Here is a 13,154-nt window from a genome sequence, read left to right on the forward strand (position 1 = left end):
CTCGGATCAGGACGCGGCCACGGTGACCGTGCAGCCACCCAGGCCCGGGCAGATCACGGCCACCTCGGTGGCCTCGTCGACGGCGACCTTCGCCACCGCGCCGGTGCCGTCCGACGCCGGCTCGACCTCGTCGCGGATGGTGAGGTCCGCGTCGCCGGGCGCCGACGCGACGACCGTGAACGGCTGCGCGCTGCGCAGCACCAGGGTGCGCAGTCCGCCCGGGTCGGCGACCCGCACCAGACAACTGCCGGAGAAGACCAGCCGGCCGGTCTGCTCGGCGCAGTCGGCGCTGACCGTGGCCGGGTCCACCGCGGAACGCTCGCCGCCCAGCGCACCCAGCCGGTCGACCAGCCCGTGCCGGGCCCCCGGATCACCCCGGTCGTCGCGGCCCGTGCCGACCGCGCCCACGAACAGCGCCACCAGCAGGACGGCGAGCAGCCCCAGCAGCGCCTTCTGCCGGCCGCTCATCGCGCGGCGGCCGGCGGCGCGACCTCGCTGAACCGGATCTCGTCGACGCCCGCGAAGTAGCGGTTGGTGCCCTGCGTCTTGCCCACCACGACCAACGTGACGCGGTGCGGGCCCTTGGTCAGCCGGACCGTGCCGACGTCCAGGAACTCCGTCTTCTGCACCGTCGGCGTGAAACCGAGGAACGCCCCGCCGATCTGGGTGCCGTCGATGGAGAAGACGGTGTTGGCGTAGTCGAACGAGGTGGTGCGTACCGCCGCGAAGCGCCAGGTGGCATCCGCCGGAATCTGCACCGTCACAGTCACCTGGTCGCCGATGGCCAACCCCTGGAAGAACAGCTGTTTGCCGCCCGACCAGGTCACGCCGCAGCAGTTCGGTTGCGCCACCACGGCTGCCCCGCTCGTCCGCGGCGACTCCACCACCGCCGCGTCCACCAGGCTCTCCGCCTCGACGGTGACCACCCGCGGCTCGCCGGGGGCCGGCTCGCCGCCACGGGTCAGCAGCACCACCCCCACGGTCACCACCACCAGCACCAGCGCCGCCGCGGCCGCGATCCACGGCCAGGGCGTCCGCTTCGGCGGGGCGACGGCCCGCACCTCGTAGGTGACCCGGCCGCTCGAGCGGGAACTCTCCTCCGGCGCGGTGTTCGCCGAGTACGCGAACCCGGTCATGTCGTAGCGCCGGGGCGGGGTGCCCGGCGGCACGGCGAGCTTGACCAGGAACGAGACGGAGCCCTGCCCGGGTACCACCCGCTGCGGCTCGGTCACCGTGAACCAGGACCGCTGGGATCCGTCGCCGGGCGCCACGTCGAACACCACCGTGTCCGGCGCGTTGCCCGGGTTGGAGACGGTGAAGGTCAGCTCGCCGCTGTTGCGCGGGTCGAGGGTGAACTGTTCGGCGGCGGCGACGACCGCCCACTCGGTGGTCATGACGACTCCTCTGCGACGACGACTGCGACGACGATCTCGGCGGTGGTCGAGGCGGGCTTCTCCGCCTCGACGATGCGGGTGATGACGGCGAGCTGGTCCGCGGCGGCCGCCGGCACCCGCACCACGACGTGGAACGGCTGCTCCGCTGGCTCGTCGATCGCGAAACCGCGCAGCCCGGTGGCCAGTTCAAGGGCCCTGCACATCCCGTACGGGGTGCCGCGCCACCGGGCCAGCAGCGCGCCGTTGGCCACCAGGTCCCGCAACCGGCCCACCGGCAGCGGCAGCGGGGCGTCCGGGCGGGGCGAGGCCACCACGTGATCCATCGCCACCCAGCGGGTCAGCTGCACGACCAGCCCGTCCGGTGCCCGGTACGGGTCGAACAGGGCGTCCACCTCGGCGAGGATCGCCTCGTCCGGGGCGTGCAGCCCCTCCATCACCTCCAGCAGCGCCCACAGGACACTGCCCGGCACGCACGCCCGCTGGTACGCGGCGGGCAGCAGCCGCTCAATCGCCGAGCGTCGCATCCTGCCGCACCACCTCGATGTCGTGCTCGCCGGAGCAGAGCAGCCAGGTGTCGGGGACGGTCACCACGTCGGCGGTGGCCTGGTTGGCGCTGGCGGTCCAGTCCACCGCGCTGGCGCTGCGGTACACGCCGCGCTCGCCGCCGGCCAGGATCAGCCGCTCCGCCGGCTGGTTGTCGGCGCCGGCCGCTCCGCTGCCGGCGGCATGGCCGCTCACCGCGATGGCGTCCACCGGTACGAACCGGGTCCGGTCGCGCAGCGGCAACCCGCAGTTGACCGACACCGACTGCCACTGCGGCTGCGCGGCCAGCGTGTCCAGCCGCAGCACGCCGCCGCTCTGCGTGGCCGCCACCGCCAGCGAGCCGGCGAACGCGAGATCCCGACAGGTGCCGCCGATCCAGCCGGCCTGCACCGACTGCCACTGCACGTCCGACTCGAACAGCCGGGTGCGGTGACAGCCCTGGCCCGGCTTCTTCGGGTCCGGTTCGCCGGCGCCGCTCCACAGCAGCGTGGCCGGGCCGTCGTACTGCACCGCCAGCACCCGGTTGTCCACATTGGAGAGACCGACGTGGGCGAAGCTGCCCGGCCGGCCACCGGCCGTCGACAGGTACACCCCGAAACCGGCCTGCGCGGCCACCGCCACGCCCGGTGCGCCCCGCTCGGAGACGAACGCGCGCACCGCGTAGAACCCCCGGTCGGCGTCGGACGGGTCGACGAGGATCTGCAACGGCACCGCGCCGGGCAGCAGGGACACCTCGTACAGGCCGGTGTCGGTCGCCACCAGCAGCGCACCCGCGCCGTCGCGATCCAGCCAGGCCACGTCGGAGATCCGCGAATCCAGGTCGGTCAGCAGTGACCACGTCTCGCCGAGGTCGGTGCTCAGGTGCACCCGGGAGCCGCCGGAGGCACGCAGTGTCACCACGGCCACCGAGCCGGGACGCGGCACGATGCCCGGCCGCGTCGGCGCCGGGGCGGGCGCCACCCGCAGCACCGTCTCGCCGTCGAAGCGGCCGGTCGGCTCCCAACCCGCACCCGCGTTGCTGGAGCGGAACACCACCGGGCCCCGCCCGGCGTACCAGGTGCGGGGCTGGTACTGGTCGACGGCGAGGGCTCGCACCTCGGCGTCGGGCGCCTCGTCGACCACGAACCGCACCGACTCGACGTAACGCACGCCCGGCTCGGCGTGCTCCAGCAGCCGGTACACGTTGGACGCCCGCAGCGGCTCGCCGAACGGCCAGCCGGTCGGGTTGAGCGCGGTGGGCAGCGGGCTCAGCGTCTGGTGCAGCCGGTCGTGGATCCGCCGGCGGACCGCGTCAACGTCCTCCTCCCGCCGGACCACCACCCGGGCCCGCACCGACACCGCCTTGAATCGTGCCCAGGTCGCCCGGGACCGGATACCGACCATCCGCCGCTGTTCCAGGTCCGCCTCCACCCGGCGCCGCGCCTCGGGCACCTCGTGCTCGCGCAGCACCGCCACCGGCAGCCGGCCACCCGGCCGGGCCTCCGCCGGCACGTACGGCACCAGCACCACCTCGACCTCGCCCGGCCGGGCGAAGCTGTACACGGCGGCGCGGGTGAACGCCCGGGCCCGGGCCACCGCGCCGGAGCTGGTGGCCAGCACCTCGAAGTCGCGGGCGGTGACCGCGCGCTGCTGGGCGAAGAACTCGTACGGGCCGCGCAGCAGCACCGACTCCAGCGCCTCCATCTCCCGGCCGCCGGCCGCCGGCGCGGGATTGTCGACGCGTATCCCGGGCAGCGGGTCGCGCAGGCTGGTCAGCGTGCCGGCGGCCACGTTGCCGGTAGGCCCGCCGCCGGCCCGGTACCAGAGCCGGATCTGCCGTCCGGCCGGCGGGACCGCGGCCACGGTCACCGGCGACCGCGCCGGGCCACCCGGTGCGGCCGGGGGGTCGGCGGGAGCGGTCGGGTCGGTCGGCGCGGGATCGCCGGGGGTCGCCGGGTGGGCCGGTCCGGCCGCGGGCCGCAGGTCGAGCGCCGGGGCGAAGGTGACCGTCCCCGAGCAGCGGTCCACCAGGTACACCTTGGCCTGCGGGCCGACCCCGGCGAAGCTGTCCACCGGCCGCCAGATCTCGAACGTGCGGCCGTCATGCTCGCGCGCCGCCGCGCCCAGCTCCACGGTGCCGGCCGGCACCTCCACCCCGAGCAGCAGGTCCAGTGGCTCGGCGGTGTGCGCGAGCGGGGCCCGGGCCGCCCGCAGCACCTGGCCCGACTGACCGGTGCCGGTGCCGAGCAGCTCCGCCTCGACCGGCTCGCAGTGGTGCATCCGCACAGTCACCGAGGTCTCTCCGGCGGGCAGCAGCGCCGGCTCGGTGGTGACGAACACGACCGGCCGGGGGTCGGCGCCGCGAGCCGCCGCGACCCGCAGGCCGGCCGGGATCCGCACCGCGCCCCGGTCGGTGCCGCTGCGGGTGAAGCGGACGTCCGCCCAGGCCGCGGTGGGCGCGTGCCGGGCCACCCCGAGCAGGTTCAGGAAGGAGACGTACGCCTTCTCCGGCAACTGGTTAAGCCGGTAGATCATCACCTCGGTGAGGTGCGCGAACGCCTCCACCAGCGCCATGCCCGGGTCGTGCGCCGACAGGTCGGTCCAGGCCGGACAGGACTGGCGGATCCGCTCGCGGGCCTCGGTGACCAGATCGAGGAACGCGCGGTCGTCCAGGTGCGGCACGGGCAGCGTCATGACGGTCCTCCCGGTGCCGGTTCGTCGATCGGGAGCAGGTCCACGGAGAAGACCAGCTGCCCGGGGGTCAGGCTGGCCCGCACCCGGTAGTCCAGCCGGATCACCAGCCGCCACGCGTCGTCCGGATCCGGCCCGGCGTCCACGTCGATCACCTCGACCCGGGGCTCCCAGCGGGCGATCGCCTGCCGCACGTAGTGGATGGCCAGCCCGGCGGTCGTGTCGTCGTTGGGCGCGAAGATCAGCCGATGCAACCGGGAGCCGTACCCGGGCCGCATCAGCCGCTCGCCCGGCGTGGTCGACAACAGCAGGAACAGCGCCTGGCGTACGGTCTCGTCGCCCTCGGTCATGGCCAGGCCACCGGCCGCGGTGAGCGCCAGGCCGCCGCTGCGCCCCGCGTCGAAGCCGGCGCCGACGAAGCGGAAGGCCCTCACCGGTCCGCCCCCAGGAACCGCTGGCGCGGGTCGCGCACCGTGTGATGGACCGCGTTGGGCGGCGTCCCGTTGGTGAACCCCTCCAGGTGGGACAGCACCACCCGCTGCCCGTCGACCCGCAGCCAGTCGCTGTAGCCGACGCGCAGGCTCTCCGTCGTGGTGCACGGCTTGATGGTCGGGCCGTAGTTCGGGCAGGCGATGATCTTCCGTCCCTCTGGGTCGTCGTCCACCAGCACCGGCACGCCGGTGACGGTCACCCACCGCTGCGAGGGCCGGTTCTCGACCCGGCCGTCGTGGTCGCAGGTGATCACCGAGTCGCGGTGGATCCAGCGCATCAGCCGCCTCCTTCGTGGTGTGCGCGGGCGAGCGCGCGGGCCCGCTCCGCCGCGGTGGTCGGGTCCTCGGTCGACTCGGCGTGCAGGAAGTCCACGCTGCGGGCCCGGACCACCATGGCCCGGCCGGGAGCGGAGATCACCAGGTCGGTCGCCGCGTGCAGGGTGGCCAGGTCGGGGGTCAGCTCCAGCCAGCTGCCGCCCTCGGTGGCCAGCCGCAGGCTGCGCTGGACGTCGTCGACGACGATCGACTGCCCTCCGGCGGTACGCAGCGTCCAGCGCCGGGCCCGGCCGTCGTCGATGCCCGCGTCGTACGGCTCGACGGCCCCGAACAGCGAGCCGAGCACGATGCCGGAGGCCGGCTCGCCGCCGGGCAGCACCACCAGCACGGTGTCGTCGGGGTCGGGGAGCGCGACGAGGCCCTTGCCCCGTCCGGCTCCGGGACAGAGCACGCCGAGCCACCCGGCGTCCAGGTCCCCGTACGCCGGCAGGGTCAGCCGGACCCGGCCCAGCCCGTCCGGGTCGGCGACGTCGGTGACCGTCCCGAGCGTGACCACCGCCCCGGCGGTCGACGCGGTGGGCGGCGCGGCCGGTGGCACGGTGGAGAACCGGGTCAGGTGCCCGTTGCCGTCCACGGTGTGCACCACCTCGGTCAGCACGTACGCCCCGGCGACCGGGTCGGGCACGCCGGTCAGGTCGATCCGCCGGCCGGGCCGCAGCGCCGGATCGCCCTCGGCCACCCCCTCGGCGGTGACCAGCGCGGCGGCGCGGGTGTCCAGCCGCGCCTGGGCCAACGCGGCCAGCTCGTCGTCGCTGCGGCCGGGCTGGTCGACCGCCGTGCGTACCCCGTCCGCGCCCACGTCCGCCGGGTCCGGCCGGTCACCGGCCGGTCGGCCGCAGCGCGCATCGTCGGCCTGCTGGCTGATCGGTTCGGCCCGCTGGGGATGCCAGCCCAGCGCCGCGTTGGCGCCGCTGGCCTGGTCCAGGTTGGTGGCCAGCCGCAGGGTGTGCACGCCCGCGCCGAGGGCCAACGCGACCGGTTGCCCGTATCCGGCGAGGGTGATCAGCCGGACCCCGTCACCGTCGGCGGCCAGGTGCAGCCCGGCCCGGCCGGTCACCTCGCGCAGCAGCTCCAGATCGCTGTGCCGGTGCTGGAGCAGCCGCTCCAGCCGCGGCCCGTCGGTCTCCGCCGTCACCGTCAGCCCGACCTCGCCGCACAGCTCCCGGGCCAGCTCGGCGGCGGTCACCGAGGTGAACACCCGCAGATCCTGTCGCTTGCGCAGCCGGTGCAGCGCGTCGTACGCCCGCAGGCGCAGCACCGCCGCGCCGTCGGCGGCGTACTCGACCTCCACGCAGGTGACCTCCCCGGTGAACAGCGCGTCGGGGTGATCGGCGAGCCGCACGTCGAGTGCCGTGCCGGGGCGCACCGCGGGGTCGAACGCGCCGCTCCCAGCGGTGGTGGCCAGCACCAGCTCGGCCTGGGTGGGCTGGTCGAGCCGGGCGGCCACCCGCAGCGAGCAGACCCGCTGGCGGGCCGCGCCGGCCAGCTCGGCGCCGTCGAGCAGGACGGTCAGCGCCCGGGGCGCGACGCTGGTCACGGCGCACCGCCCGGCCCGGTGCCGCCCGGTCCGGTGCTGCCCGGGCTGCTGCCGCCCGGGCTGGCGCTGCCCGGGCTGCTGCCGGTCGGTGCTGGGCCGGGCGGCGTCGTTCCGGTCGCCGCCGCCCAGGCCGCTGGCGCGGTGGCGACCGAGGCGCCCACGAACGACGCGCCGGCACCCACCGCTCGGGCCATCCCGGCCACCGCCCCGACCAGCGTCGACCCGCCGGTCGGGGAGCCGCCGGTCGGGGAGCCGGCCGGCGGGACGGCCAGGGTGGTGCCGGCCGGCACGGCCAGCGGATCGGTGATCCGGTTGTGCTCGGCCAGCAACCGCCAGCGCAGCGGTGAGCCGAGCGCGTCGTTGGCCAGCAGATCGAAGCGCACCCCGGAGCGTCCGGGCTCGGCGGCGCCGTCACCGGCGGCGACCACCGCGCTGCCCGGGGCGGCGGTCGGGGTGCTCGCCGCGGCCAGCTCCTCGGCGAAGCCGGCCTCCGCCTGATCGGCCGTCTCGGCGGCCCGGACCAGCTTCAGCCGTAGCCAGGAGCGTCGCGGCGACCCGGTGCCGGTGAACGCGTCGAACCGTTCGGCCACCGCGATGATCACGCCGGGCACGTTCCAGGTCTTGCCCCAGACAAGCCGGACCAGCGGCGGCCGCAGCCACCCGTGCTCGGCGGTGGAGTTCTCCGCCAGCATCCACAACGGCCGGGTGAGCGCCCGTACGTCACCCGGACGGATCTGCGTCTCCACGAAGTCGACGTCGAAGAGCAGGTCGAGCACCAGCTCGGTCCGGCCGCCGCCGGTGAACACCAGCGGGTCGTCGGCCAGCCCGGCCCCGGTGAGCTGGCCGCCGGCGGCCGCCCGATGGCGTACCCCGGCGAGCCGGGTCACCTGCACGGTCTCCGGGTTGAGCAGGCAGTCCACCCGTTCGCCGGAGGAGTCGATGAGGAAGGCGACGCGCTCCATCAGTCGCCCGCCTGTTCTCGCTCCAGCCGGCCCAGGTCGGTGGCGTCCAGCGCCGTCCCGGGCACCGTCCACAGCAGCCGGTCGTCCGGCAGCGCTGGCCACAGATCACCGGTCACCGTCGACCACCCTCCGCCGACCGGGCCGCGCCCCGACCCGGCGGTCCGCGCTCCACCGATGGCCGCGTCCGGCCCGCCGGTGAACGCCGCCCCGCCGGACGGGTGCCCGGGCCACGCCGGATCGTCCGGCAGGGCCGGCCAGGGCCCGCTGCCGGCCGCGCGGGCCACGTCGAGCGGGCCACCACCCGTCGCGAGCCGCGCACCCACCTGGCCGGTCCGCCCGGCTCGCTCGTCGGCCTCGCCCACGTGCCGATCGCGAGGTACGTCGCCGGCCGCCCAAGTCACGCCCGGCCGCCCCCCTCGACCACGGCCTGTCCCCAGGGCACCCTGGCCGACGTCGAACCCGTCCCCGCCAATGTCGAACCCGTTCCGGCCGGCCTCGAATCCGTCGCCGCGCCTCCCGAGGCGGCTCGTTCCCGCCGAGTGTCCGTTCCCGACCGCCATGGACCGGTCGCTGCCCCGTTCATCCGGCCCACGCTGGAATCCGGCAGCGGATCTTGGAGGGAAAGTGCCCCTGGAGGGGCCGAAATCGTCCAAGATCCGGCCCGACCCGGGGGGCCACGGCGTGGTGGGGTGTTCAGGTCGGACATGTGCGGGGGTGGTGTCCGCGGGTGAGTGGAGTGGGCCAGGGACCGCAGGACGGATCATCGGCCGGGCTGGCGCAACGACTTCCCCCGCCTGTCCAGATCCCGGCGGTCCGTCCCTACCCGAGCCGGCAACGCCGCCGGAAGCAGCCCGTCGCGCCGATCCACCGAGCCCCCAGCTGGCACCCGATCCGGCCGCCGATCCCGCCGGGGTGGTCGACCCTGCTGCCGCACCCGGCCCGTCCGACGAAGCGAACCCACGGCGGAAGCGCAGTCGGGCTGGCGTCGGCCCGCCGGACGTCGGGCCACCCGGCGCCCCGAACTCCATCCCCGCGCCGAACACCCCGGCGGTGCCGGGAGCGCCAGCATCGGCCAGTCCACCAGCTGCCCCTGACCCGCCGTCCCGGACCCTGGACGCACCGGTCGCCCGCCGACCCTCCGGCCCCCCGAACCGGCCGGCGGCACCGGGTTCGCTGAATCCACCGCCGGCTCCGGGCCCGCCGGATCCATCACCCGCACCGGACACTCCGAACACGCCCGCACCAGGACCTCGGAATGAGCTGGCGTCCGGGCCGTCGACGCTGGCCGGACCACTGACCTCAGCAGCGTCATACCTCCCGAACCCACCCGACGGGTCGCCTGTGGACCGGTGACGGTCCGAGCCCGGGACGGGCCCGGTCACCCCACCGCCGGCGCCACGGACCGCATCCTCCCGGCCGTTGTGTTCGTCCGTACCGTCACCGGGCGGGCCGGTCGAGGTGTGCCCGGCCGGCGGCCCGTCGAGGTCCAGGTCCTGCAGCAGACCGGGGGCGTGTGCGGCCACCAGGTCCAACCAGTGCTGGGGTGGCTCCCCGAAGCGGCGTGGCGCATCCGCACGGACGTCCGACGGCCGGTGCCCGGTCGCGCCGGCCGATTCGACGCGCCCGGCCAGGCGTTGCACCGCCCCGGCCGCCGAGCGCAGCCGGCCGGCCAGCCAGCTACGCGGGCGTCGGCGCGGTGGCACCGCCGGTCTCCAACTCCAGGCCCTCGTAGCGCAGGGTCAGCGATGCGATGGCGATTTCGTGGCTGAGCGTGTTGAGGTGCGCCCCGCGCCACCGGGTGGGCCAGGCGTCGATCAGGTTCCACCGCAGCACCTCGGCGGTCCCGACGGAGTCCAGCAGCACCACCGAGACGTTGCGGCGGTTGAGCGTGCCCTGGGCCGTGGCGTGCACCCAGTCCCACAGCTCCCGGGACGCGGTGAGCCCGAAGTGCAGCGTCACCGGCTCGTACTCCGCCTGACCCGGCACCATCCGCATCCGGCCCAGCCCGTGCTCCCGGTACGGCTGGCCGGGGATGTTCACCTCCAGACCGCTCATCTCGGTGAAGTGGCCGTTGGTGACGCCGTTGATGAGCAACCGGAAGTTGTACGCCCGGTACGGGTCGACCGGGGCACCCGGTTGCGGGGTGGCTGTGGTGGGCATGTCGTCAGCCTCCGATCGTCTCGGTCTCGGTGCCGCCGGCCCACTGGCTCAGCTTGAACACCACGAATTCGGCGGGCTTGACGACGGCGATGCCGATGTGGGCGATCACCATGCCCGCGTCGCGGACGTCCGGCGGGTTGGTCTCCTCGTCGCACTTGACGAAGAACGCCTCCTCGGGGCTGCGTCCGAGCAGCGCGCCGTCGCGCCACACCCGGGTCAGGAACGCCCCGATGTCGCGCCGGATCGAGCGCCAGAGGGTGAAGTCGTTGGGCTCGAAGACCATCCACCGGGTGCCGTTGGCGATGGCCTGCTCGATGGCGATGCTGAGCCGGCGCACGTTGAGGTAGCGCCATTCGCTGGCCTCGGCGGCGAGCGTACGGGCGCCCCAGACCCGGATGCCCTCACCGGCGAAGTAGCGGATCACGTTGACGCCCTTGGGGTTGAGCACGTCGTGCTCCGGTCGGGTGACCAGGTAGCCCAGGTCGACGGCGCCGCGTACCGGTTCGTTGGCCGGCGCCTTGTGCACGCCGCGCAGCGCGTCGGTGCGGGCCCAGATGCCGGCCAGGTGACCGCTCGGCGGGGTCAGCTCCAGCTCTCCGCTGATCGGGTCGCGTACGCGCAGCCACGGGTAGTAGAAGGCGCCGAACTCCGACTGCCGGGGCCGGTACGCCGCACCCTCGTGCCCGCCCGAGCCACCAGGACCACCCGAGCCGCTGCCCGCGCCGTCGGCAGGCTTGGGGGGCTTGCCGGAGGACGGCGTGGCGACGCGGGTCAACGCGGAGATGTCGTCGATGTCCGGCGCCGGGTCGCAGATCGCCACCATGGTGCGGGTCCGCTCGGCCATGCTCAGCAGCGCCTCGTGCGCCACGACGTCGTGGAAGCCGGGGGCGGCGATGATCGAGATCTCGTCGATCGCCTCCAGCAGTTGCAGGCCGCCGCGCCGCTGCCCGGTGCCGGTGATCGCGCCGCCCTCGCCGACGTTGACCACCCAGCAGCGGGCGCCGCCGTTGTCCAGGAAGCCGAAGACCGCCCGGGCCAGCGCGGTGCTCTCCGCCTGCTCCCCGCCGGCGAAGAGCCGCAGGAACTCGGTCCAGTTGTTGACCGGCACCGCCTTGCCCAGTTGGGCGGAGCGGTCCGGGGCGATGCCGACGAAGGCGGCGATGCTGGTGCTCGCCGGTCCGATCGGTCGGGCGCCACTGGGGACCTCCTCGACGTAGATGCCGGGGGAGAAGTAGCTGGGCATCGGTCCTCCTGTGCGGGTGGGCGTCAGCGGGTCGGTGGCGCGCAGACGATGACGATGTCGGGTTCGGCGGGGTCGACCTCGGCGGTGAGCACGAGCCCGCGCCCGGTCAGCCGGAGCCGGACCGGGCCCGGGTGCTCGGGGTCGTGCGGTACGCCGACGATCAGGAACCGGCCGTCGGGATCGGTGCGGGTGACGGACGACGTGCCGGGCAGCTCGACCCGCATCTCCGCGAGGGGTTGCTCCTCGGGGCCGACGACCCGGCCGGTGAGCGTGCGGGACTCCAGTTGTCTCAGCCGCAGTGGGTGCAGCACCGGCGGCGCGGCCGGGGTCGGGTGATCCACCTGCGTCGGCACGTCGATCAGCAGCCCGGGGCGTGGCGCGGTGCCGAACGCGGTCCACAGCGGCGCCGCACCGGCCTCCAGCACCACCGGGTAGCGACCGTCGCGGGTCGCGGCGGTGAGCACCCGGTCGAGCCGGTCCAGCCCGGCCGGACCGGTCACGCAGAGCAGGTAGCGGACCGTGAACCGGTACGGCTCGCGGACCGCGCCGCTGGAGCGGGTCTGCCGCGCCGGGCGCAGCTCCATCGGCCAGAGGGTGAGCCCGGCGGCGTCGCCGTCGGTACGGGGCGGGCCGATCGGGACGGCTTCCCCGGCCGCGTTGGTCAGCCAGGCGGCCAACTCGGCGGTCGCCGTCTCGATCGGTCCGCGCCCGTCGGTGCTCATCGCGGCGGCGTCCCCTGGATCCGGTACGCGATGGCCTCGTTCCACACGTGCGGGTAGACGCCGATCTCGAAGTACCGGGTGAACCGGTTGATCGGCGCGTTGGTGTGGTCGTGGTAGAGCAGCCACACCGGTGCGATGGTGAACAGCACGTAGTTCGCCAGGACCAGCGGGATGTAGAGCGGGCCGAGCAGGCGACCCTGGAAGATGTGCACGTCCTCGTGCCGCTGGATGCCGGAGCTGGAGCCGGCGCAGACGGTGCCGATGGTGGTGGCGTAGCGGGGCGAGACCCCCTCCACCACGCTGACCCGGCCGCTGCCCTGCGAGGTGGGCCGGTCCAGCGAGTGCCCGAAGAGCAGGTGCACGGCCAGGTAGATGGCCCCGACGACCGTGTTCAGCAGGCTCCAGGTGTGGTCGACGACGAAGAGGAAGACGCCGCGGGCGTCCGCCGCGTACACCCCGGCGGAGGCCACCGCCCAGCCGAAGGCCGCGCCGACCAGCAGGCCCACGACGGCGCCGATCAGCAGGCCGATCGGGCCGCCGACGAGGAGGCCGAACAGGGCGCCGAAGCCGACCTGGACGGCCGCGCTGATGATTCCGAAGATCATGATGTCACTCCTCAGACCCAGGAGCGGAGGATGCGGGGCTCACGACCTTGCGCGAGCTGGGTCGGCGACGCCTGGGTCGCCTGCCGGTTGCCGGGCGGAATCTGGTTGACGCCGAGCGCGGCGGAGAAGATGACCAGCGCGTTGAAGAACGCGATGATCCACTTCTCGCCGCCGGCGTCGTCGGCGAACGCCGCGGTCACGTAGGACAGCAGGAGCGCGATGCCGATGGCGATCCACTTGCGGAGCTTGTCGCCGCTGGGGCCGATCAGCCCGCCGATGACGTTGGTGGCCAGCAGGGTGGCGGCGCTCGCGCCGGCGAGGCTGCCCAGTGCGGCCCAGGTGAAGAGATCGTTCATGGCGATCCCCCTTTTCTGCGATGGTGCGACCGGGATGTGGTGGTGGTGAGGTCCGGTGCTCCCGTGGTGGGAGCACCGGGGCCGGTCGCCGTCGTGGCGGGGCGGCCGGTGCCGGGCGTGGCCGGCGGGGCCGGC

At 74.7% G+C, this 13,154-nt stretch carries 14 protein-coding genes; all 14 read right to left on the reverse strand.

The window, feature by feature from the left end:
• Positions 1–6: 6 nt before the first annotated feature.
• Complete coding sequence (locus ACWD6N_RS27030; RefSeq protein WP_354962298.1) at positions 7–468, reverse strand: hypothetical protein; 462 nt, start codon at positions 466–468, stop codon at positions 7–9.
• Positions 465–1,394, reverse strand: a complete 930-nt coding sequence (locus ACWD6N_RS27035) for a carbohydrate-binding protein (protein WP_354962297.1) — start codon at positions 1,392–1,394, stop codon at positions 465–467. The genes ACWD6N_RS27030 and ACWD6N_RS27035 overlap by 4 nt, the downstream gene beginning before the upstream one ends.
• Positions 1,391–1,918 (reverse strand): phage tail protein, encoded by a 528-nt coding sequence (locus tag ACWD6N_RS27040; protein WP_354962296.1) that lies wholly within the window; start codon positions 1,916–1,918, stop codon positions 1,391–1,393. The genes ACWD6N_RS27035 and ACWD6N_RS27040 overlap by 4 nt, the downstream gene beginning before the upstream one ends.
• Complete coding sequence (locus tag ACWD6N_RS27045; protein WP_354962295.1) at positions 1,899–4,610, reverse strand: putative baseplate assembly protein; 2,712 nt, start codon at positions 4,608–4,610, stop codon at positions 1,899–1,901. Before ACWD6N_RS27045 ends, ACWD6N_RS27040 begins: the two co-directional genes overlap by 20 nt.
• A complete protein-coding gene (locus tag ACWD6N_RS27050; protein WP_354962294.1) occupies positions 4,607–5,041 on the reverse strand; it encodes a GPW/gp25 family protein in 435 nt (144 codons plus the stop codon). Before ACWD6N_RS27050 ends, ACWD6N_RS27045 begins: the two co-directional genes overlap by 4 nt.
• Positions 5,038–5,376, reverse strand: a complete 339-nt coding sequence (locus ACWD6N_RS27055; RefSeq protein WP_354962293.1) for a hypothetical protein — start codon at positions 5,374–5,376, stop codon at positions 5,038–5,040. The genes ACWD6N_RS27050 and ACWD6N_RS27055 overlap by 4 nt, the downstream gene beginning before the upstream one ends.
• Positions 5,376–6,971 carry a contractile injection system protein, VgrG/Pvc8 family gene (locus tag ACWD6N_RS27060; RefSeq protein WP_354962292.1) on the reverse strand — a complete coding sequence of 532 codons (1,596 nt, stop codon included), beginning with the start codon at positions 6,969–6,971 and terminating at the stop codon, positions 5,376–5,378. Before ACWD6N_RS27060 ends, ACWD6N_RS27055 begins: the two co-directional genes overlap by 1 nt.
• Entirely contained in the window at positions 6,968–7,933 is a 966-nt protein-coding gene (locus ACWD6N_RS27065) for a CIS tube protein (protein WP_354962291.1), read from the reverse strand. The genes ACWD6N_RS27060 and ACWD6N_RS27065 overlap by 4 nt, the downstream gene beginning before the upstream one ends.
• A complete protein-coding gene (locus ACWD6N_RS27070) occupies positions 7,933–8,295 on the reverse strand; it encodes a hypothetical protein (RefSeq protein ID WP_354962290.1) in 363 nt (120 codons plus the stop codon). The genes ACWD6N_RS27065 and ACWD6N_RS27070 overlap by 1 nt, the downstream gene beginning before the upstream one ends.
• Before the next feature lie 1,315 nt (positions 8,296–9,610).
• Positions 9,611–10,093, reverse strand: coding sequence for a phage tail protein (locus tag ACWD6N_RS27075; RefSeq protein ID WP_089020755.1), 483 nt, complete (start codon positions 10,091–10,093; stop codon positions 9,611–9,613).
• A gap of 4 nt (positions 10,094–10,097) precedes the next feature.
• Positions 10,098–11,336 (reverse strand): phage tail sheath family protein, encoded by a 1,239-nt coding sequence (locus ACWD6N_RS27080; RefSeq protein ID WP_450005248.1) that lies wholly within the window; start codon positions 11,334–11,336, stop codon positions 10,098–10,100.
• 23 nt (positions 11,337–11,359) lie between these two features.
• The gene (locus ACWD6N_RS27085; RefSeq protein WP_354962288.1) at positions 11,360–12,058 is read right to left on the reverse strand and encodes a carboxypeptidase-like regulatory domain-containing protein; all 699 of its coding nucleotides are present in this window, start codon (positions 12,056–12,058) and stop codon (positions 11,360–11,362) included.
• Positions 12,055–12,663 (reverse strand): glycine zipper family protein, encoded by a 609-nt coding sequence (locus tag ACWD6N_RS27090; RefSeq protein WP_354962287.1) that lies wholly within the window; start codon positions 12,661–12,663, stop codon positions 12,055–12,057. Before ACWD6N_RS27090 ends, ACWD6N_RS27085 begins: the two co-directional genes overlap by 4 nt.
• A gap of 11 nt (positions 12,664–12,674) precedes the next feature.
• A complete protein-coding gene (locus ACWD6N_RS27095; RefSeq protein WP_354962286.1) occupies positions 12,675–13,019 on the reverse strand; it encodes a hypothetical protein in 345 nt (114 codons plus the stop codon).
• Positions 13,020–13,154: the final 135 nt, after the last annotated feature.

It is taken from the genome of Micromonospora sp. NPDC005163 (assembly GCF_053599835.1).

Bases quoted from the DNA above. Each gene is read 5' to 3' on its own strand.
- ACWD6N_RS27085 (WP_354962288.1), bottom strand. From the start codon at position 12,058: ATGAGCACCGACGGGCGCGGACCGATCGAGACGGCGACCGCCGAGTTG.
- ACWD6N_RS27035 (WP_354962297.1), bottom strand. From the start codon at position 1,394: ATGACCACCGAGTGGGCGGTCGTCGCCGCCGCCGAACAGTTCACCCTC.
- ACWD6N_RS27055 (WP_354962293.1), bottom strand. From the start codon at position 5,376: ATGCGCTGGATCCACCGCGACTCGGTGATCACCTGCGACCACGACGGC.
- ACWD6N_RS27040 (WP_354962296.1), bottom strand. From the start codon at position 1,918: ATGCGACGCTCGGCGATTGAGCGGCTGCTGCCCGCCGCGTACCAGCGG.
- ACWD6N_RS27075 (WP_089020755.1), bottom strand. From the start codon at position 10,093: ATGCCCACCACAGCCACCCCGCAACCGGGTGCCCCGGTCGACCCGTAC.
- ACWD6N_RS27045 (WP_354962295.1), bottom strand. From the start codon at position 4,610: ATGACGCTGCCCGTGCCGCACCTGGACGACCGCGCGTTCCTCGATCTG.
- ACWD6N_RS27065 (WP_354962291.1), bottom strand. From the start codon at position 7,933: ATGGAGCGCGTCGCCTTCCTCATCGACTCCTCCGGCGAACGGGTGGAC.
- ACWD6N_RS27080 (WP_450005248.1), bottom strand. From the start codon at position 11,336: ATGCCCAGCTACTTCTCCCCCGGCATCTACGTCGAGGAGGTCCCCAGT.
- ACWD6N_RS27030 (WP_354962298.1), bottom strand. From the start codon at position 468: ATGAGCGGCCGGCAGAAGGCGCTGCTGGGGCTGCTCGCCGTCCTGCTG.
- ACWD6N_RS27095 (WP_354962286.1), bottom strand. From the start codon at position 13,019: ATGAACGATCTCTTCACCTGGGCCGCACTGGGCAGCCTCGCCGGCGCG.
- ACWD6N_RS27090 (WP_354962287.1), bottom strand. From the start codon at position 12,663: ATGATCTTCGGAATCATCAGCGCGGCCGTCCAGGTCGGCTTCGGCGCC.